Raw genomic sequence first — 20,114 nt, 5'->3', positions numbered from 1 at the left:
TGGGAGCGAGCCTGCTCGCGATTGCGCTTTGTCAGTACCGGTATTGGTGGCTGACAGGTCGCTTTCGCTAGCAGGCTCGCTCCCACATGGAAATTGTGTTCACTTCAGGTTTTCAGAGGCCTGCACGCTCAACCACTTCTGCGACAACGCCTCCAGCCGCCCATCCGCCCTGATCCGCTGCAACGCATTCTCAAGGCTCGCGTGAAACGCCGGATTGCCCTTCTGAAACGGAATCGCCAGATTCACCGGCGGCCCGACCTTCGGTTTCTCTTCCGTCAGGGTCTGGATCAGCACCAGAGGGCGGGGCTGTTCATCCTTTTTCGCCAGCAACTGCGCATTGACCTGTGTGTAAGGCTCGCTCACGTCGAAACGATCCTTGAGTTCCGGGGTCAGTGCTATGTGGTTGAGCGCGACGTCGTACTTGCCGCTTTCGACGCCCTGAAACATATCGGCCTCGTCGGTGACAATGAAATCGGCGCGTACATCCAGTTCGCGGGCCAGTTGTTGACCCAGCTCGACCTCGAACCCTGTGAGGGTGTCGTCATCCTTGAAATTGAAGGGCGGTGTATTAGCCTCAAGGGCGATGCGCAATTCGCCTCGGTCGTTGACGTCATCAAGCAGTTCGGCGTGAGCCAAGGGGCTCAGAAGGGGAAGCAGGCAGATCAGGCCAGGCAGAAAGCGCATGGTCACTCCTTTGAAATCATTGTCGCGGCCTGTTGGTCAGGCTCGCTTTGCTATGGTTGTCGAGTGCCTTCGACAACGAATGGTCATGAAGTTGTCATGACCGCGCGGATTTTACGGAAAAACTGGAGAAGAGAATGAAAACATTCATGTCACGTGCTGCTTTGGCTGGTTTGCTGATGGGCGTTTCGGTGCTGGCCAGTGCGGCCACGCCGGCGCCGAAGGGAGCCGAAGTGTTCATCGTTTCTCCCGAAGACGGAGCAAAGGTTTCGCAGACCTTCACCGTCAAGTTCGGTACAAAGGATGTCGCGCTCGCGCCGGCCGGTGATGCCACACCGAACACCGGTCACCACCATCTGCTGATCGACGCCAAGGACATCGTTCCGGCCGGCGCAGTGGTGCCGACCGACGCCAACCATATGCATTTCGGCAAGGCCCAGACGTTCGCAGAAATCAAACTGGCGCCAGGCAAGCACACTTTGCAACTGGAGCTGGGCGACAAGAACCACATGGCTTTCGACCCGCCGGTGGTCTCGAAGAAAATCACCATTACCGTCGAATAAAAAAGGGAGCCCTTCGGGGCTCCCTTTTTAGTGACGAAGTTCAGGCAAAAGCGCTTTTCACTTGCCGCTTGAAGCTTGCCACGCGTAGCTGCAATTAAAACAGCACACGGCTACGGATGGTGCCGTTGACGTGTTGCAGCTTCTCTTGCGCCAGCTCCGAGTACTCGGCGTCGACGTCGATCACCACGTAACCGACCTTCTCGTTGGTCTGCAGGAACTGACCGGAGATGTTGATGCCGTTTTCGGCGAAGACCTTGTTGATCTCGCTCATCACACCCGGGATGTTCTCGTGGATGTGCAGCAGGCGGTGCTTGCCAGGGTGAGCCGGCAGGGCCACTTCCGGGAAGTTCACCGACGATACCGAGGTACCGTTGTCGCTGTACTTGACCAGTTTCTCTGCCACTTCCAGACCGATGTTGGCTTGCGCTTCAGCGGTGGAACCGCCGATGTGCGGAGTCAGGATCACGTTGTCCAGGCCGCGCAGCGGGCTTTCGAACTCTTCGTCGTTGGAGCGCGGCTCGACCGGGAACACGTCGATGGCAGCGCCGATCAGGTGCTTGTCCTTGATCGCGGCGGCCAGGTGCTCCAGCTCGACCACGGTGCCGCGTGCCGCGTTGATCAGGATGCCGCCCTTCTTGATGGCACGGATCTCCTTCTCGCCGATCATCCACTGGGTCGCAGCGGTTTCCGGAACGTGCAGGGTGACGATGTCGGACATGCCCAGCAGCTCGTGCAGGTTGCCGACCTGGGTTGCGTTGCCCAGTGGCAGCTTGGTCACGGTGTCATAGAAGAACACCTGCATGCCAAGGCCTTCGGCCAGGACCGACAGCTGGGTACCGATCGAGCCATAGCCGACGATGCCCAGTTTCTTGCCGCGGATCTCGAAGGAGTTGGCTGCGGACTTGATCCAGCCGCCACGGTGGCAGGATGCGTTTTTCTCGGGGATGCCGCGCAGCAGCAGGATCGCTTCGGCCAGCACCAGCTCGGCCACGGAGCGGGTGTTGGAGTATGGTGCGTTGAACACGGCGATGCCGCGCTCGCGGGCCGCTTCCAGGTCGACCTGGTTGGTGCCGATGCAGAAACAGCCGACGGCCACCAGCTTCTTCGCGTGATCGAAGATCTCTTCGGTCAGTTGGGTGCGCGAACGAATGCCGATGAAGTGAGCATCAGCGATCTTTTCCTTGAGCTGGTCTTCCGGCAGGGAGCCAGTCAAGTATTCGATGCTGGTGTAGCCCGCCGCCTTGAGGACGTCGACAGCCGATTGGTGGACGCCTTCGAGAAGAAGGAACTTGATCTTGCTCTTATCGAGAGAAGTCTTGCTCATCTGCGTAAACCTGTATCCCGGAGAAAAATGGCAGGAAATGGTCAACAGACATTGACCTGGACGACAAGAAAGCCGTCACCGCAGAACCGCCGTTGGGCACTGGCCTGCGGGGTCGGTATGCTAGCATAGCCGCCCTGCTAATCACTCATTCCTGCGACGTGAAGCGTTCTCAGGATGACCATGAATTGTTCGAGAGTTCTGTCGATGACCAATCCTGCCCTGATTGATGAACTGAAGACCCTGGTCGAACCCGGCAAGGTCCTGACCGACGCCGACTCCCTGAACGCGTACGGCAAGGATTGGACCAAACATTTCGCCCCGGCGCCGAGCGCCATCGTGTTTCCCAAGACCATCGAGCAAGTGCAGGCCGTCGTTCGCTGGGCCAACGAACATAAAGTGGCGCTGGTGCCATCGGGTGGGCGCACCGGTCTTTCCGCCGCTGCCGTGGCCGCCCATGGCGAAGTGGTCGTGTCGTTCGACTACATGAACCGGATTCTCGACATCAACCTCACCGACCGTACCGCCGTGTGCCAGCCGGGCGTGGTCACCGAGCAATTGCAAAACGCTGCCGAAGAACATCACCTGTACTATCCGGTTGACTTTGCTTCCGCCGGTTCCAGCCAGATTGGCGGCAATATCGGCACCAATGCCGGCGGGATCAAGGTCATTCGTTATGGCATGACCCGCAACTGGGTGGCGGGCATGAAAGTGGTCACCGGCAAGGGCGATGTGCTGGAACTCAACAAGGACCTGATCAAGAACGCCACCGGTTATGACCTGCGCCAGCTGTTCATCGGCGCCGAAGGCACCCTCGGCTTTGTGGTCGAAGCCACCATGCGTCTGGATCGCGCACCGAAAAACCTCACGGCGATGGTCCTCGGCACCGCCGATTTCGACTCGATCATGCCGGTGCTGCACGCCTTTCAGGGCAAGCTCGACCTGACCGCGTTCGAGTTCTTCTCCGACAAGGCCCTGGCCAAGGTCATGGGCCGTGGCGATGTTCCGGCGCCGTTCGAGACCGACTGTCCGTTCTACGCCTTGCTGGAATTCGAGGCGACCACCGAGGAGGTGGCCAACAGTGCCCTGGAAATCTTCGAGCATTGCGTGGAGCAGGGCTGGGTGCTGGACGGCGTGATGAGCCAGAGCGAAACCCAGTTGCAGAACCTGTGGAAGCTGCGCGAGTACATCTCGGAAACCATCTCCCACTGGACGCCGTACAAGAACGACATCTCGGTCACTGTCTCGAAAGTCCCGGCGTTCCTGCGGGAAATCGATGCGATCGTCGGCAGACACTATCCGGATTTCGAAATCGTCTGGTTCGGCCACATCGGCGACGGCAACCTGCACCTGAACATCCTCAAGCCGGATAACTTGAGCAAGGACGAGTTTTTCGCCAAGTGCGCCACCGTCAACAAGTGGGTGTTCGAAACCGTCGAGAAGTACAACGGTTCGATCTCCGCCGAACACGGCGTGGGCATGACCAAGCGCGATTACTTGACCTACAGCCGCTCGCCGGTGGAAATCGAATACATGAAAGCGGTCAAGGCGGTGTTCGACCCGAACGGCATCATGAACCCGGGCAAGATCTTCGCGGTTTGATCTGCAATCCCTGATGAATCAATGAAGGCAGGAGTCGGTAATGAGCTATCAGCACCAGTATGTCGACGGTACGCGGATTCATTTTCCGCTGGGGAAAGTGGTGTGTATCGGCCGTAACTACGCCGAACACGCCAGGGAGCTGGATAACCCGGTCCCTACCGAGCCGCTGCTGTTCATCAAGCCGGGCAGTTGCGTGGTGCCGCTGGAAGGCGGTTTCAGCATTCCGACCGAGCGTGGCTCCGTGCATTACGAGGCGGAAATCGCTGTGTTGATCGGCAAGCCGCTGTCCACCAAACCGAGTCGTGAGGAGGTGCTGGACGCGATTTCCGGTTTCGCCCCGGCGCTGGACCTGACCCTGCGCGACAAGCAGGCCGAACTCAAGTCCAAGGGCCTGCCGTGGGAAATCGCCAAGTCGTTCGATGGCGCGGCGGTGATTGCTCCGTTCGTGGTCGGCAGTACTTTCCCTGATCTCACTGACATCGGCATCCGCCTGACCATCAATGGCGAAGTACGCCAGGACGGCAACAGCAGCGCGATGCTCAACCCGATCGTGCCGATGATTCAGCACATGGCCGGTTGTTTCTCACTGCAGGCCGGTGATGTGATCCTGACCGGCACGCCGGTGGGCGTCGGCCCGCTGAACGTTGGCGATGACATCGTGCTGGAACTGCCGGGCGCCAGCCGCTTCACCAGCAGCGTGCGCTGACTGCAACTCTAAGAAAAACTGTGGGAGCGAGCTTGCTCCCACATTTGTTTTTGTGGTGCCGCCCGCAAAGGCATAAGGCAATCCCGCCATTTGCCGTTTTTTTCACATCCTGTCCGGATAATTCCGGTCATTCTGGCGTCTGAGCCGGCCTCTTTGTGCTATTACCCTATGGCCTGAATTTTCGGAACTCGTCCTCTGATGCCATCTCAAGCTCAGCTCAATCCTGCTCGTCGCTCACGTTACGCCCTGCGCTGGTATTACTGGCTGTTGCTGGCAGTCGCTGCCGCTTACGGTCTGGCGCATGCGATGCATTGGGATGACCGGGGCCTGCTCTGGCTGCGCGAGCGCTTCGAGAGCCCGGCCGAACGTACGGCCAGCATCTGGTTGCCTGACTATCGGGTGGTGATCGACGGCAAATTGCTGCCGGGAATGGAAAAGGATGAGGCCTCGGACCTGTCCTTCGACCCGCAGAGCAAGACCCTGTTTTCGGTGATGGGCAAAAACCCGTTCCTGGTCGAACTGACCTTGCAGGGCGACGTGCTGCGCAAGATGCCGCTGGTGGGCTGGAGCAACCCGGAAGGCGTTACGGTGCTGGGCAACGGCCTGCTGGCGGTCGTCGATGAGCGCGAGCACATGCTGTCCATCGTCAAGGTCGACGCTGCGACCCGCGAACTGAAACGCGATGATTTCCCGAAATACGACCTCGGCCCGTCGAAGGACCAGAACAAGGCCTTTGAAGCGATTGCCTGGGACCCGCGCAATCAACAGTTGCTGCTGGGCGAAGAGCGTCCACCGGCACTGTTCACCTGGAAAAGCGACGGCAGCCAGACCCTCGACGGCGACAAGCAGAAGCTGCCGAACGACGAGCTGGACATCCGCAATCTCTCGGCGCTGGCGGTCGATCCGCGTACCGGCCATACCCTGGTGCTGTCCGCCGATTCGCACCTGCTGCTGGAACTGGACGAGAAGGGCGAGCAAGTCAGCTTCATGACTCTGCTCGGCGGTTTCAACGGCCTGAAGAAAACCATTCCCCGCGCCGAAGGCGTGACCATGGACGAGCAGGGCACGCTGTACATGGTCAGCGAGCCGAACCTGTTCTACCGCTTCGAAAAACAGAAATAACCTGCCCGCCGCTGCAAGGTTGTCGTCCGGGGCAAGGGGCCTTTAAGCTTCGATTCAGACAGGCGTGATATTTCATCCGCCTGTTTTGATCCGAGCCCAGCCCGAATGCGTCGACTTGCCCGCCCCAAGCCTCTTCTGATCATCCTTTCGGTCATTACCCTGCTCGCATTGATTGCGATCGGCCAATACCTGCGACTGTTCGAGCGCGCCTGGTTCAACCTGCAAAGTCACTGGCAGCCCCACCGCATCGAGGCGATCAATCTGGACCGGTACCACGTGGCCATCGAGGGCCGGGTCATCGAAGGGCTGAACGATGACGTCTCGGCGCTGACCTACGATCCGGTACGTAAGAGCCTGTTCACCGTCACCAACAAGCATGCCGAGCTGATCGAGCTGTCGCTGGAAGGCCGGATCTTGCGGCGTGTCGCGTTGATCGGTTTTGGCGATGCGGAGGCGGTGGAGTTCATCAGCGCCGATACCTACGTCATCAGCGATGAGCGTCAGCAGCGCCTGATCAAGGTTCATCTGGAGCAGGACACGACTTTCCTTGATGCAGCCGACGCCGAGCAGATGACGCTCGGCGTGCACATGAGCGGCAACAAGGGGTTCGAAGGTCTGGCTTACGACTCGGTGGGCAAGCGTCTGTTCGTGGCCAAGGAGCGCGATCCGATGCTGATCTACGAAGTGCATGGCTTTCCGCACTTCAACCCGGAAAAATCCTACGCGGTACATGTGATCAACAACCCCAAACGCGATGCCGGGATGTTCGTGCGTGACCTGTCGAGCCTGCAATACGACGAGCGCAGCGGCCATCTGCTGGCGCTGTCGGACGAGTCGCGGCTGATTCTGGAGCTGGATGTGGACGGACGCCCGTTGAGCACGATGTCGTTGAGCGGTGGCCGGCAAGGACTGAAGAAAACCGTGCCGCAGGCGGAAGGCATCGCGATGGATGATGACGGGACGTTGTATCTGGTGAGCGAGCCGAATCTGTTTTATGTCTTCAGAAAACCTGCGCAGCACTAATTCGCACCACAAAACACTGTGGGAGCGAGCCTGCTCGCGATGGCGTCGTGTCAGCCAATGAAGCTGTTGGCTGAACTGGCGCTTTCGCGAGCAGGCTCGCTCCCACGGGTTTATTCGTCTGCCCGCGAATTTGCAGGCAGCCTGAGGTTACTCGGCCTTCAGGGTCTTCACACCTTCGCTGGTACCCAGCAACAACAGATCCGCCGGACGCGCCGCGAACAGGCCGTTGGTGACCACGCCGACGATCGCATTGATCTGCGCTTCCAGCTCCACCGGGTTGGTGATCTGCAGGTTGTGCACGTCGAGAATGATGTTGCCGTTGTCGGTCAGCACACCTTCGCGGTAGACCGGGTCGCCGCCCAGTTTCACCAGTTGGCGGGCAACGTGGCTGCGGGCCATCGGGATCACCTCAACCGGCAGCGGGAAGGCGCCGAGCACCGGCACCAGTTTGCTGCCGTCGGCGATGCAGATGAAGGTCTTGGCCACGGCCGCGACGATCTTCTCGCGGGTCAGGGCTGCACCGCCGCCCTTGATCAGGTTCAGGTGCGCGTCGCTTTCGTCGGCGCCGTCGATGTAGAACTCCAGGTCGCTGACCGTGTTCAGTTCGTACACGGGAATCCCGTGGCCCTTGAGGCGTGCGGCAGTGGCTTCGGAACTGGCGACGGCGCCATCGAACGCGCTCTTGTGCCGAGCCAGGGCGTCGATGAAGCAGTTGGCGGTGGAGCCGGTGCCGACACCGATGATGCTCTTGTCGTCGAGTTTCGGAAGGATGAAGTCGACGGCGGCCTGGGCGACGGCCTGTTTGAGTTGATCCTGGGTCATGCGGGCTCCGGAAGCGGGCAAGGTAAGAACAGAAAGGCCGGCATTATAGCCGCAAGCCGGGCTAAAACCTCTGGATTCGTGTGGTCGTGCGCCCGAAAGCCGGGTTAGACTCGTTGGTCCCGCTCAACCGCCAGTGATGCTTTCCGATGCTCGAACAGTACGTCAAGAAGATCCTCACCTCGCGCGTTTATGACGTTGCCGTGGAAACCCCGCTGCAGAACGCCCGCCAGCTCTCCGAGCGGCTGGGCAACGACATCTGGCTCAAGCGCGAAGACTTGCAGCCGGTGTTCTCGTTCAAGATTCGCGGCGCCTACAACAAGCTGACTCAACTGACTGACGAAGAGCGTGCCCGTGGCGTGGTCACCGCTTCGGCGGGCAACCATGCCCAGGGCCTGGCCCTGGCGGCGAAAGTGTTGGGCGTGAAAGCGACCATCGTCATGCCCAAGACCACACCGGAGATCAAGGTCGAAGGCGTGCGCTCCCGCGGCGGCAAGGTCGTGCTGCATGGCGACTCGTTCCCGGAGGCCCTGGCCTATTCGCTGAAACTGGTCGATGAAAAGGGCTACGTTTACATCCACCCTTACGACGATCCGCACACCATTGCCGGGCAGGGCACCGTGGCGATGGAAATCCTGCGCCAGCATCCGCAGCCGCTGGACGCCATTTTCGTGCCTGTGGGGGGTGGCGGTCTGATCGCCGGCATCGCGGCCTATGTGAAATACCTGCGGCCGGACATCAAGGTCATTGGCGTCGAGCCTGACGATTCCAACTGCCTGCAAGCGGCGCTGGCGGCGGGCGAGCGCGTGGTGCTGCCGACCGTGGGCATCTTCGCCGATGGCGTGGCGGTGGCGCAGATCGGCCAGCACACCTTCGATATCTGCAAGGATTACGTCGATGAAGTGATCACCGTCAGCACCGACGAGATCTGTGCGGCGATCAAGGACATCTACGACGACACCCGTTCGATCACCGAACCTGCCGGCGCGCTGGGCGTGGCCGGGATCAAGAAGTACGTGGAACAGCGCGGCGTCAGCGGCAAAACGTTCGTGGCCATCGATTCCGGGGCCAACGTCAACTTCGACCGCCTGCGCCACGTTGCCGAGCGCGCCGAGCTGGGTGAAGGCCGCGAAGCGATCATCGCCGTGACCATCCCGGAGCAGGCCGGCAGCTTCAAGGCGTTCTGCGAAGCCATCGGCAAGCGCCAGATCACCGAATTCAACTACCGCTACAACACCGGCAGCGAAGCGCACATCTTCGTCGGCGTGCAGACCCATCCGGAAAACGATCCGCGCAGCGCACTGCTGGCGAGCCTGACCGAGCAGGGTTTCCCGGTACTCGACCTGACCGACAACGAACTGGCCAAGCTGCACATCCGGCACATGGTCGGCGGGCGCGCAGCGCAGGTGGTCGATGAAGTGGTGCTGCGCTTCGAATTTCCGGAGCGTCCGGGGGCGCTGTTCAACTTCCTCAACAAGCTTGGCGGGCGCTGGAATATCTCGATGTTCCACTACCGCAACCACGGTGCGGCGGACGGTCGTGTGGTCGCCGGTCTGCAAGTGCCGCACGAGGAACGTCATCTGGTGCCCGCCGCGCTGGCGGAAATCGGCTACCCGTACTGGGATGAAAGCGACAACCCGGCCTATAAGCTGTTTCTTGGCTGACGGGCTACGCTGATGGGCAGGTCATAAGGAAATTCGACAATGGAAACGCTGACTGCCCTGAAAACGGCACACATGGTTGCAACGGCGGTTTTGCTGGCGGGTGCGCTGGGTCTGGGTATCTGGGTGCTGCTCGCGCGGCGCAAGGGTGATGCGACGGCGGGCAGCCGCACCCTGCAGCGGCCACGGGTATTCATCTGGCTGCTGATGGGGCTGGCGCTGCTGAGCATGCCGTTCACCGGCTGGTGGATGGTGCATCTGGTGGGCTGGCCGCTGGGACAGACCTGGATTCTGGCCTCCAGCGTGCTGTATACCGTGGCGGCGCTGGCGTGGTTCTGGCTGCTGGTGCGCCTGAACCGCTTGCGCAAGACGCCGGGTGGTGTCGGCAGGTTCAGCCTTGCCCTGGCGTTGTTCAGTTTTGTCTGCTTTGTGGCGATTGCCGGCTTGATGGGCGCCAAGCCGGTTTAAGGCTTGGGACCTTATTGCCTTCATTAGCGAGCAGGCTCGCTCCCACGGAGGATTGTGTGCGACACAGTTCCAAAGTGGGAGCGGGCTTGCCAGCGATGGCGATGTCAGTCGCGCAGACTGATCACCTGCCAGCCACGATTTTGGGCTTCGCTGCGCAAATTCGGATCCGGATCGACCGCCACCGGATTCGCCACCTGTTCCAGCAGCGGCAGATCATTCATCGAGTCGCTGTAGAAATAGCTGTCTTCCAGGGTATGCCCGGTCTCGTCCAGCCAGCGGTTCAGGCGCGTCACCTTGCCTTCGCGGAAACACGGCACATCGGTGCTGCGCCCGGTGTAGCGGCCATCCTGCATCTCGCACTCGGTGGCGATCAGGGTTTCAACGCCTAGGCGCACGGCAATCGGGGCGGTGACGAAGCGGTTGGTAGCGGTGATGATCACCAGTTTGTCGCCGGCGTCGCGGTGTTTTTTCAGCAACTCCAGCGCCTTTGGCAGCACGATGGGCTCGATGCAGTCGCGCATGTAATCGCTGTGCCATTGCTCGAGCACGGCCATCTCGGTGCGACCGAGGATTTCCAGGCAGAAGTTCAGGTAGGCGGCGTTATCCAGCTTGCCCGCCAGGTAATCCTGGTAGAACTCGTCGTTGCGCGCCTTGTAGGCGATCGGGTCGAGGAAGCCGCGCTCGCACAGATAGTCGCCCCAGGCGTGATCGCTGTCGCCGCCGAGAAGGGTGTTGTCCAGATCGAATAAAGCCAGGCGCATTGCAGTTACCCGCTGAAAAGTCAGTAAAAAGGCCACAAGAATACGGTCTTTTCACAAGAGTGCACATAAGCTCGGAACCTTCGTTGCCGCCTTCACAATCTTTGTGGAACAATGCGGCGACATGCGTTTGCGAGGTTGTTGCCGTGATCGACCCCGATGGTTTCCGTCCTAATGTCGGGATCATTCTGACGAATGACGCCGGCCAGGTGCTATGGGCTCGCCGTATCAATCAGGATGCCTGGCAGTTTCCGCAAGGGGGAATCAATCCCGAGGAAACGCCGGAAGACGCCTTGTACCGCGAGTTGAACGAAGAAGTGGGCCTGGAGCGCGAAGATGTTGAAATTCTCGCCTGTACCCGGGGCTGGTTGCGCTATCGTTTGCCGCAACGTCTGGTGCGAACCCACAGCCAACCGCTGTGCATTGGCCAGAAACAGAAGTGGTTTCTCCTGCGCCTGATCTCCAACGAGCAGCGGGTGCGGATGGATTTGACCGGTAAACCGGAGTTCGATGGCTGGCGCTGGGTCAGCTATTGGTATCCGTTGGGCCAGGTGGTGACATTCAAGCGCGAAGTGTATCGCCGCGCTCTCAAAGAGCTTGCCCCGCGCCTTTTAGCGCGCGACTGACGACGGAGTTCGACCCCGAGCCATGCTCAATACGCTGCGCAAGATCGTCCAGGAAGTTAACTCCGCCAAGGATCTCAAGGCGGCGTTGGGGATTATTGTATTGCGCGTCAAAGAGGCCATGGGCAGCCAGGTCTGCTCGGTCTACTTGCTTGATCCCGAGACCAACCGCTTCGTCCTGATGGCCACCGAGGGCTTGAACAAGCGCTCGATCGGCAAGGTCAGCATGGCACCCAACGAAGGTCTGGTCGGCCTGGTCGGCACGCGTGAAGAACCCCTGAACCTCGAAAACGCCGCGGATCACCCGCGCTACCGCTACTTCGCCGAAACGGGCGAGGAGCGTTACGCCTCGTTCCTCGGGGCGCCGATCATTCACCACCGCCGCGTCGTCGGCGTGTTGGTCATCCAGCAGAAAGAACGCCGCCAGTTCGATGAAGGTGAAGAAGCCTTCCTCGTGACCATGAGCGCGCAGCTGGCCGGCGTGATCGCCCATGCCGAGGCCACCGGGTCGATCCGTGGCCTGGGCCGGCAGGGCAAGGGCATCCAGGAAGCCAAGTTCGTCGGTGTGCCGGGTTCGCCGGGCGCGGCGGTCGGTACGGCGGTGGTCATGCTGCCGCCGGCCGACCTCGATGTCGTGCCAGACAAATCTGTCGACGACATCGATGCCGAAATAAAACTGTTCAAGAAGGCGCTTGAAGGCGTGCGCGCCGACATGCGCAACCTGTCGACCAAACTGGCCACCCAGTTGCGTCCCGAAGAACGCGCGTTGTTCGACGTGTACCAGATGATGCTCGATGACGCGTCCCTCGGTAACGAAGTCAAAACCGTGATCAAGACGGGCCAGTGGGCCCAGGGCGCGCTGCGTCAGGTGGTGACCGATCACGTCAACCGTTTCGAATTGATGGACGATGAATACCTGCGTGAGCGGGCGTCGGATGTGCGTGACCTCGGTCGCCGTCTGCTGGCCTATCTGCAGGAAGACCGCACGACCAACATGGTTTTCCCCGACAACACCATCCTGGTCAGTGAAGAGCTGACCGCCACCCAGCTCGGTGAAGTGCCGGAAGGCAAGCTGGTGGGGTTGGTCTCGGTACTGGGTTCGGGTAACTCTCACGTCGCGATCCTGGCCCGGGCCATGGGTATTCCGACAGTGATGGGTGTAGTCGACTTGCCGTACGCCAAGGTCGATGGCATCCCGATGATCGTCGACGGGATCAAGGGCGAAATCTACACCAACCCGAGCGAAGTGCTGATCAAGCAATTCGCCGACGTGGTGGAAGAAGAAAAGCAATTGGCGCTGGGGCTAGACACCCTGCGCGACCTGCCCTGCGTGACCCTCGATGGCCATCGCATGCCGCTGTGGGTCAACACCGGTCTGCTGGCGGACGTGGCGCGGGCGCAGAAGCGTGGCGCCGAAGGCGTCGGCCTGTACCGCACCGAAGTGCCGTTCATGATCAACCAGCGCTTCCCGAGCGAGAAGGAGCAACTGGCGATCTACCGCGAGCAGCTCGCCGCGTTTCATCCGCAACCGGTCACCATGCGTACGCTGGACATCGGTGGCGACAAGGCGTTGTCGTACTTCCCGATCAAGGAAGACAACCCGTTCCTTGGCTGGCGCGGGATTCGCGTCACCCTCGACCACCCGGAAATCTTCCTGGTGCAGACCCGCGCCATGCTCAAGGCCAGCGAAGGCCTGAACAACCTGCGGATCCTGTTGCCGATGATCTCCGGCATCCACGAACTCGAAGAAGCGTTGCACCTGATCCACCGGGCCTGGGGCGAAGTGCGTGACGAAGGCACCGATGTGCCGATGCCGCCAGTGGGCGTGATGATCGAGATTCCGGCGGCGGTTTACCAGACAAGGGAATTGGCGCGGCAGGTGGACTTCCTGTCGGTCGGCTCCAACGACCTGACCCAGTATCTGCTGGCCGTGGACCGCAACAACCCACGGGTGGCGGACCTCTACGACTACCTGCACCCGGCGGTGCTGCAAGCCTTGCAGATCGTGGTGCGCGAAGCCCATGCCGAAGGCAAGCCGGTGAGCATCTGCGGCGAGATGGCCGGTGATCCGGCAGCCGCCGTGCTGTTGATGGCGATGGGTTTCGACAGCCTGTCGATGAACGCCACCAACCTGCCGAAAGTGAAGTGGATGCTGCGTCAGCTCAATCTGAGCAAGGCGAAGGATCTGTTGGCGGAACTGATGACCATCGACAACCCGCAGGTTATCCACAGCTCGCTGCAACTGGCGTTGAAGAGTCTCGGGTTATCGCGGACGGTCAAACCGCTCTGAACAGAAGATCGCAGCCTTCGGGCTGCGATCTTCAGAGATTGATCTCCACCTCCCCCAAATGCCCGCCATACGGCCCGAAACTGCGCTCTACCATCCGCCGCGTCCCGTCCGCCTGCACGATCAGCGCCGTACTCGCCCGGGTCCCGTAACTCTGGCTGGCAATGAACACACTCGACAGCAACGACTCGGTCGCCAGCCCCACGCCGGTATCCGGCAGCTCGGCGAACGGCGCCGTTTGCGCATCTCCCAGCAGCGCCAGCAATGGTTCGGGCTGCGGATCATCCAATACCGCACTCAATGCCGCCTTGGCCTTGAGCAGTTTCGGCCACGGCGTATCCAGTCCGGCGTTTGACAGTCCATAGATACCCGGTTGCAACATCACCGGTTCCGAAGACCGCGCGTTGAAGTGCCACAGCTCGTGGGCGTTACCCAGCAGCAGGTTGAACCCGGCATATTCCGGCGAACGGGCGACAACGTCGGACAAGTAGTCATCGATCGACAGGTTGCCGGTCAGAAAACCCGCCACCAGTTCGCCCCGGGAGCGCCGTGCCGGCGGTTGATGCGGATCGCGGATGTTGGTCAGCGCAGCGAAGCGCCCGTTCTCGCCGAGGCCGAGCCAGGTGCCGCCAGCTTCCAGATCCCTTCCGGCGTAAACCTGCGGCGATTCGGGCCACTGGGCCAGCGGCAGGCTGGGCCGGGCGTAGAACTCGTCACGGTTGGCCGCGACGATCAGCGGCAGGGCATGTCCCGGCCGCCAGGCGAAAACGATCAGGCACATAAGGTGGTCCTTGTGTGTTTTTTGCCCACTCTACGCAGACATCGTCCGTGCATCCATCGCCAGTGGAGCCGAAGGGTATCCATCCGTTACCATGCCGCTCCGGTTTTGGGATGCGCCTCTGGAGGCAGTCATGGAATTTCTGCTCTATCTGGCGCTGGGTGCCTGCGCAGGCATACTGGCAGGGCTGTTCGGGGTTGGCGGCGGAATCATCATCGTCCCGGTGCTGGTGTTCAGTTTCACCTTGCAGGGCTTCGATCCGTCGATCCTGACCCACCTGGCCGTCGGCACATCGCTGGCGACGATCATCTTTACCTCGGTCAACGCCGTGCGTGAACATCATCGACGCGGGGCGGTACGCTGGCCGATTTTCGCCTGGATGACTGTCGGCATCCTGCTCGGTGCCGGTTTCGGCGCGCTGACCGCCGAGGCGATCTCCGGGCCAAACCTGCAGAAGATCATCGGCGTGTTTGCCCTGGTGATCGCGGCACAGCTGGCGCTGGACATCAAACCCAAGGCCAGCCGAACGGTGCCTGGCAAACTCGGTCTGACCGTGGCCGGCAGTGTGATCGGCTGGGCCTCGGCGATTTTCGGTATCGGTGGCGGCTCGTTGACCGTGCCGTTCCTGACCTGGCGCAGCGTGCCGATGCAGCAGGCGGTGGCGACCTCGTCGGCCTGTGGGCTGCCGATCGCCGTGGCAAGTGCAATAAGTTTCATGATTCTGGGCTGGCATGATCCATTGCTGCCGGCCCATAGTCTCGGGTTTGTGTATCTGCCGGCGTTGCTCGGCATTGCCCTGACCAGCATGGTATTCGCCCGTCTCGGCGCGCGGCTGGCACACAGGCTGTCGCCGAAGTTGCTGAAACGGCTGTTCGCCGCTTTGCTGTTCTGCGTGGGGCTGAGCTTTTTGTTCTGAGCAGGTCCACAATCCTGGCTTAATCCTGAGGTGGCAGCGTCGCCCGGGAATTTTGAAGATTTGAACGCTAACGAGGACTCGCAATGCTGCCTTACCCGCAGATCGATCCGGTGGCCCTGGCCATCGGTCCGCTGAAAATCCACTGGTACGGCCTGATGTACCTGGTCGGCATCGGCGGCGCATGGCTGCTGGCGTCGCGCCGGCTCAACCGTTTCGATCCGACCTGGACCAAGGAGAAACTCTCCGACCTGGTGTTCTGGCTGTCGATGGGCGTGATTGTCGGCGGGCGACTGGGCTATGTGCTGTTCTACGATCTGAGTGCCTACATCGCCAACCCGACGCTGATTTTCGAAGTGTGGAAGGGCGGCATGTCGTTTCACGGCGGCTTTATTGGCGTGATGCTGGCGGCGCTGTGGTTCGGCAAGCGTAACGGCAAGTCGTTCTTCCAGCTGATGGACTTCGTCGCGCCGATGGTGCCGATCGGTCTGGGCGCCGGGCGTATCGGCAACTTCATCAACGCCGAGCTGTGGGGCAAGGCCACCGACGTGCCGTGGGCCATGGTGTTCCCGCCGTTCAGCGACCCGGCGCAACTGCCGCGTCACCCGTCGCAGCTGTATCAGTTCGCGCTCGAAGGCGTGGCGCTGTTCCTGATTCTCTGGCTGTTCTCGCGCAAGCCGCGCCCGACCATGGCGGTTTCGGGCATGTTCGCGCTGTTCTATGGCATCTTCCGTTTCATCGTCGAATTCGTCCGCGTACCGGACGCGCAACTGGGCTATCTGGCCTGGAACTGGCTGACCATGGGTCAGATCCTCTGCGTACCGATGATCATCGGCGGGCTGTTCCTGATCTGGCTGGCCTACCGCCGAGCCCCGTCGGCGCCGGTTGCACCGACAGCTTAAATATTCGAACCCCGGCGCGGTTTGGCCGGGGCTCAAGGACACAGGTAACTCATGAAGCAATATCTCGATCTGGTGTCGCACGTCATCAATAACGGCACCAAACAGGCCAACCGTACCGGCGTGAACACCATCAGCTTTCCGGGCGCGATGCTGCGCTTCGATCTGCAGGAAGGTTTCCCGGCGATCACCACCCGCAAGATGGCCTTCAAATCGGCCATCGGCGAGATGTGCGGTTTTCTGCGCGGGGTGAACAACGCCGCCGAATTCCGTGCGCTGGGCTGCAAGGTCTGGGATCAGAACGCCAACGAAAACGCCCAGTGGCTGGCCAACCCGTTCCGCCAGGGCGAGGACGACCTCGGCGAAATCTACGGTGTGCAATGGCGCAAATGGCCGGCGTACAAGCAGATTCCGCTGAGCAACACCGCCGCCATCGAACAAACCCTGAGCAACGGCTACAAGCAGATTGCCCAGGGTGAAGAAGACGGCCAGGCCTATGTGGTGCTGTACAAAGCCATCGATCAGGTGCGCCAATGCGTCGACACGATCATCAAGGACCCGGGCAGCCGCCGCATCCTGTTCCACGGCTGGAACTGCGCCCAGCTCGATGAAATGGCCCTGCCGCCGTGCCATCTGCTTTATCAGTTCCACCCGAACGTCGAGACCAGAGAGATCTCTCTGACCCTCTACATCCGCTCCAACGACCTGGGGCTGGGCACGCCGTTCAACCTCACCGAAGGCGCTGCGCTGCTGAGCCTGATCGGTCGCCTGACCGGCTACACGCCGCGCTGGTTCACCTATTTCATCGGTGACGCCCACGTCTACGAAAACCACCTGGACATGCTCAACGAACAGCTCAAGCGCGAGCCATTCGCCATGCCGAAGCTGAAGATTTCGGATCGCGTGCCGGAGTTTGCCAAGACAGGCGTGTACCAACCGGAATGGCTGGAACGGGTGGAACCGAGCGACTTCTCGCTGGAAGGCTACGAGCACCATGCGCCGATGACTGCGCCGATGGCGGTCTGAAGCACGAGTGACAAAACACTGAGGGAGCCAAATGGCTCCCTCAGTCGTTTCTGGCGTTCTTAATGGCCGTGACTACGGCCCACATGCGAATGCTCGACCTCCGCCGCCACAACCCCGCCACTCACTTCCAGCTGCTGCAAGATCCCGCACTGATCCGCTGCCGGCCCTTCGCCACAACGCTGGCGCAGGTCGAGCAGTTGCGTCTGTAACGCCAACAACCCGTCGATCCGCGCCTTGACGTGCTGGATGTGCTCGTCGATCAGCGCATTCACGCTCTCGCACTGATCCTGCGGGCTGTCGCGCAAGGCGAGCAGGCTGCGGATTTCTTCGAGGGTCATGTCGAGGGTACGGCAATTGCGGATGAAGGTCAGGCGTTCGGCGTGGGCCTGGGTGTAGACGCGGTAGTTGCCGTCGCTGCGGGCCGGTTCCGGCAGCAGGTTTTCGCGCTCGTAGTAGCGGATGGTTTCCACGGCGCAATCGGTCTGTTTCGCCAGTTCTCCGATCTTCATGGCGGCAATCTCCAAAAAGGGTGCTTGACCCTATAGTGGCTACAGGGTCTTTACTTGGCAACAGGCACCTTCATGGACGCGACCAATGAGCGATTCCCAGCACACCCACACATCCCGCGCGGGACACGACCACAGCCACAAATTGCAGCCTGTGCATAAACATGACCACGGCGCTGATTCCTGCTGTGCATCAAAAGCCGCGGCCCCGTCGCTGATTCAGCTGAGCGAAGCGAAAAGCGCCGACGCCCGCTTGAGCAGTTTCCGCATCGAGGCGATGGACTGCCCGACGGAGCAAACGCTGATCCAGAACAAGCTCGGCAAGCTGGCCAGGATCCAGCAACTGGAATTCAACCTGATCAACCGCGTGCTCGGCGTGACCCACAATCTGCCGGACACCGCGCCGATCATCGACGCGATCAAATCCCTCGGCATGCAGGCCGAGCCGCTGGAGGCAGGCGTTGATGCCCCGGCCGCCGCCCCGGTGAAAAAACACTGGTGGCCATTGGCGCTGTCCGGCGTCGGTGCGCTCGCTGCTGAAGTGATCCACTTCACCAACGCTGCCCCGACCTGGGTGGTGGCGATCATCGCGCTGATCTCGATCCTCAGCGGTGGCCTCACCACCTACAAGAAGGGCTGGATCGCCCTGAAGAACCGCAACCTCAACATCAACGCCCTGATGAGCATCGCCGTGACCGGTGCGGTGTTGATCGGCCAGTGGCCGGAAGCGGCGATGGTGATGTTCCTGTTTACTGTGGCCGAGCTGATCGAAGCGCGCTCGCTGGACCGCGCACGCAACGCCATCAGCGGTTTGATGCAGATGACGCCAGAACAGGCGACTGTGTTGCAGGCTGACGGCAACTGGGTCGAACTGGAGGTAAAAAGCATCGATCTCGGCGCCCGTGTGCGGGTAAAACCGGGCGAGCGCATCGCGCTGGACGGTGAAGTCGTCAGCGGCAGCTCGACCATCGATCAGGCGCCGATCACCGGTGAAAGCCTGCCGGTGGAAAAAACCGTCGGTGATAAAGTCTTCGCCGGCACCATCAACCAGGCCGGTTCGCTGGAATACACCGTGACCGCAGCGGCGAACAATTCCACTCTGGCGCGAATCATCCACGCCGTGGAACAGGCCCAGGGCGCACGTGCGCCGACCCAGCGCTTCGTCGATCAATTCTCGAAAATCTACACCCCGGTGGTCTTCGTTCTGGCCCTGGCCGTGGCGATCATCCCGCCGCTGTTCATGGGCGCCGCGTGGTTCGACTGGATCTACCGCGCGCTGGTGCTGCTGGTCGTCGCATGCCCGTGTGCACTGGTGATTTCCACCCCGGTGACCATCGTCAGTGGCCTCGCGGCGGCGGCGCGCAAAGGCATTCTGGTCAAGGGTGGCGTGTACCTGGAGGGCGGTTTCAAGCTCGACTATCTGGCCCTCGACAAGACCGGCACCATCACCCACGGCAAACCGGTGCAGACCGACTACCTGTCCCTCGACCCGACCGCCGACGCCACGGCCCCGGCGATTGCCGCCGCACTGGCCGGGCGTTCCGATCACCCGGTCTCGCTGGCCATCGCCAACGCGGCTGTGGATAAAGGCTTCGCGACCCTGGCTGTGGATAACTTCGAAGCGCTGGCCGGGCGCGGTGTGAAAGGTGAGGTCAACGGTCAGGCCTACCACCTGGGCAACCACCGACTGGTCGAAGAGCTGGGCCTGTGCTCGCCGCAACTGGAAGAAAAACTGTTCGCGCTGGAGAAACAGGGCAAGTCCGTGGTGTTGCTGCTCGACCGTTCCGGTCCGCTGGCGCTGTTCGCTGTGGCTGACACGGTCAAGGAAACCAGCCGCGAGGCGATCCGCCAGTTGCATGATCTGGGCGTGAAAACCCTGATGCTCACCGGCGACAACATCCACACCGCGCAGGCGATTGCGGCGCAGGTCGGGATCGATCAAGCCAAGGGCGACTTGTTGCCGACCGACAAACTGCAAGCCATTGAAGACCTGTATGCGCAGGGCCGTCGGGTCGGCATGGTCGGTGACGGCATCAACGATGCGCCGGCGCTGGCTCGGGCGGAGATCGGTTTTGCGATGGCGGCGGCCGGTACCGATACGGCCATCGAGACCGCTGATGTCGCCCTGATGGACGACGATCTGCGCAAGATCCCGGCCTTCATCAGCCTGTCGCGCCATACCGCCGCTATTCTGAAGCAGAACATCGCACTGGCGCTGGTGATCAAAGCGATCTTTCTTGGGGTAACCTTCGCCGGGCTCGCCACCATGTGGATGGCGGTGTTCGCCGACATGGGCGTGAGCCTGCTGGTGGTGTTCAACGGTTTGCGCCTGCTGCGCAAATAGAGGAAGAGGGACGG

The 20,114-nt window shown here is 61.1% G+C and carries 19 protein-coding genes; 13 read left to right on the top strand and 6 right to left on the bottom strand.

Going from position 1 to position 20,114, the window contains the following annotated elements; all coding sequences use genetic code 11:
* Positions 1-99 precede the first annotated feature (99 nt).
* A complete protein-coding gene (locus ACK6BI_RS02145) occupies positions 100-684 on the bottom strand; it encodes a transporter substrate-binding domain-containing protein (protein ID WP_409315826.1) in 585 nt (194 codons plus the stop codon).
* A 134-nt stretch (positions 685-818) separates the two neighbouring features.
* Here ACK6BI_RS02145 and ACK6BI_RS02140 point away from each other — a divergent pair, with 134 nt between their 5' ends.
* The gene (locus ACK6BI_RS02140; RefSeq protein WP_409315825.1) at positions 819-1,244 is read left to right on the top strand and encodes a DUF4399 domain-containing protein; all 426 of its coding nucleotides are present in this window, start codon (positions 819-821) and stop codon (positions 1,242-1,244) included.
* Between the two features lie 94 nt (positions 1,245-1,338).
* Here ACK6BI_RS02140 and serA read toward each other — a convergent pair whose 3' ends face one another.
* Entirely contained in the window at positions 1,339-2,568 is a 1,230-nt protein-coding gene (serA, locus tag ACK6BI_RS02135; protein ID WP_065258890.1) for a phosphoglycerate dehydrogenase, read from the bottom strand.
* 204 nt (positions 2,569-2,772) lie between these two features.
* On the opposite strand from serA, the gene ACK6BI_RS02130 reads away from it, so the two are divergent.
* The 4 genes from ACK6BI_RS02130 (at position 2,773) to ACK6BI_RS02115 (ending at position 7,018) form a co-directional block, all read left to right on the top strand.
* Positions 2,773-4,167 (top strand): FAD-binding oxidoreductase, encoded by a 1,395-nt coding sequence (locus ACK6BI_RS02130; RefSeq protein ID WP_409315824.1) that lies wholly within the window; start codon positions 2,773-2,775, stop codon positions 4,165-4,167.
* Positions 4,168-4,207: 40 nt separating this feature from the next.
* Entirely contained in the window at positions 4,208-4,873 is a 666-nt protein-coding gene (locus ACK6BI_RS02125) for a fumarylacetoacetate hydrolase family protein (RefSeq protein ID WP_409315823.1), read from the top strand.
* Positions 4,874-5,071: 198 nt separating this feature from the next.
* On the top strand, positions 5,072-5,995 hold the full coding sequence (locus ACK6BI_RS02120) for an SdiA-regulated domain-containing protein (RefSeq protein ID WP_409315822.1): 924 nt from the start codon (positions 5,072-5,074) through the stop codon (positions 5,993-5,995).
* Positions 5,996-6,100: 105 nt separating this feature from the next.
* Entirely contained in the window at positions 6,101-7,018 is a 918-nt protein-coding gene (locus ACK6BI_RS02115; protein ID WP_409315821.1) for an SdiA-regulated domain-containing protein, read from the top strand.
* A gap of 147 nt (positions 7,019-7,165) precedes the next feature.
* Here ACK6BI_RS02115 and rpiA read toward each other — a convergent pair whose 3' ends face one another.
* Positions 7,166-7,840 carry a ribose-5-phosphate isomerase RpiA gene (rpiA, locus tag ACK6BI_RS02110; RefSeq protein WP_065258895.1) on the bottom strand — a complete coding sequence of 225 codons (675 nt, stop codon included), beginning with the start codon at positions 7,838-7,840 and terminating at the stop codon, positions 7,166-7,168.
* Between the two features lie 146 nt (positions 7,841-7,986).
* Here rpiA and ilvA point away from each other — a divergent pair, with 146 nt between their 5' ends.
* Positions 7,987-9,501, top strand: coding sequence for a threonine ammonia-lyase, biosynthetic (gene ilvA / locus ACK6BI_RS02105; protein WP_065258896.1), 1,515 nt, complete (start codon positions 7,987-7,989; stop codon positions 9,499-9,501).
* 39 nt (positions 9,502-9,540) lie between these two features.
* On the top strand, positions 9,541-9,966 hold the full coding sequence (locus tag ACK6BI_RS02100; protein WP_409315820.1) for a DUF2269 domain-containing protein: 426 nt from the start codon (positions 9,541-9,543) through the stop codon (positions 9,964-9,966).
* 104 nt (positions 9,967-10,070) lie between these two features.
* On the opposite strand, the gene ACK6BI_RS02095 is transcribed toward ACK6BI_RS02100, so the two are convergent.
* Positions 10,071-10,727, bottom strand: a complete 657-nt coding sequence (locus ACK6BI_RS02095) for an HAD family hydrolase (RefSeq protein ID WP_409315819.1) — start codon at positions 10,725-10,727, stop codon at positions 10,071-10,073.
* 143 nt (positions 10,728-10,870) lie between these two features.
* On the opposite strand from ACK6BI_RS02095, the gene ACK6BI_RS02090 reads away from it, so the two are divergent.
* Together ACK6BI_RS02090 and ptsP are read left to right on the top strand one after the other, a co-directional pair.
* Positions 10,871-11,350 (top strand): RNA pyrophosphohydrolase, encoded by a 480-nt coding sequence (locus ACK6BI_RS02090; RefSeq protein ID WP_003229203.1) that lies wholly within the window; start codon positions 10,871-10,873, stop codon positions 11,348-11,350.
* Between the two features lie 22 nt (positions 11,351-11,372).
* Positions 11,373-13,637 carry a phosphoenolpyruvate--protein phosphotransferase gene (gene ptsP, locus ACK6BI_RS02085; protein ID WP_409315818.1) on the top strand — a complete coding sequence of 755 codons (2,265 nt, stop codon included), beginning with the start codon at positions 11,373-11,375 and terminating at the stop codon, positions 13,635-13,637.
* A gap of 31 nt (positions 13,638-13,668) precedes the next feature.
* Here ptsP and ACK6BI_RS02080 read toward each other — a convergent pair whose 3' ends face one another.
* Complete coding sequence (locus tag ACK6BI_RS02080) at positions 13,669-14,415, bottom strand: NRDE family protein (RefSeq protein ID WP_409315817.1); 747 nt, start codon at positions 14,413-14,415, stop codon at positions 13,669-13,671.
* Positions 14,416-14,545: 130 nt separating this feature from the next.
* Between ACK6BI_RS02080 and ACK6BI_RS02075 the strand changes: the two genes are divergently transcribed.
* The 3 genes from ACK6BI_RS02075 (at position 14,546) to ACK6BI_RS02065 (ending at position 17,250) form a co-directional block, all read left to right on the top strand.
* Entirely contained in the window at positions 14,546-15,328 is a 783-nt protein-coding gene (locus tag ACK6BI_RS02075) for a sulfite exporter TauE/SafE family protein (RefSeq protein ID WP_409315816.1), read from the top strand.
* 83 nt (positions 15,329-15,411) lie between these two features.
* Entirely contained in the window at positions 15,412-16,227 is an 816-nt protein-coding gene (gene lgt / locus ACK6BI_RS02070) for a prolipoprotein diacylglyceryl transferase (RefSeq protein ID WP_065258902.1), read from the top strand.
* 51 nt (positions 16,228-16,278) lie between these two features.
* Positions 16,279-17,250, top strand: coding sequence for a thymidylate synthase (locus ACK6BI_RS02065; protein WP_409315815.1), 972 nt, complete (start codon positions 16,279-16,281; stop codon positions 17,248-17,250).
* 59 nt (positions 17,251-17,309) lie between these two features.
* Here the strand turns inward: ACK6BI_RS02065 and cadR are convergent, their stop codons facing one another.
* Entirely contained in the window at positions 17,310-17,759 is a 450-nt protein-coding gene (gene cadR, locus ACK6BI_RS02060) for a Cd(II)/Pb(II)-responsive transcriptional regulator (RefSeq protein WP_409315814.1), read from the bottom strand.
* 85 nt (positions 17,760-17,844) lie between these two features.
* On the opposite strand from cadR, the gene ACK6BI_RS02055 reads away from it, so the two are divergent.
* Positions 17,845-20,100 (top strand): heavy metal translocating P-type ATPase, encoded by a 2,256-nt coding sequence (locus ACK6BI_RS02055; protein WP_409315813.1) that lies wholly within the window; start codon positions 17,845-17,847, stop codon positions 20,098-20,100.
* The last annotated feature ends 14 nt before the right edge of the window (positions 20,101-20,114 follow it).

The sequence above is a fragment of the Pseudomonas sp. KCJK9016 genome (genome assembly GCF_046231795.1).
Classification (GTDB): Bacteria; Pseudomonadota; Gammaproteobacteria; order Pseudomonadales; family Pseudomonadaceae; genus Aquipseudomonas; species Aquipseudomonas bananamidigenes.
This window is presented reverse-complemented; position numbering and strand designations above follow the sequence as displayed.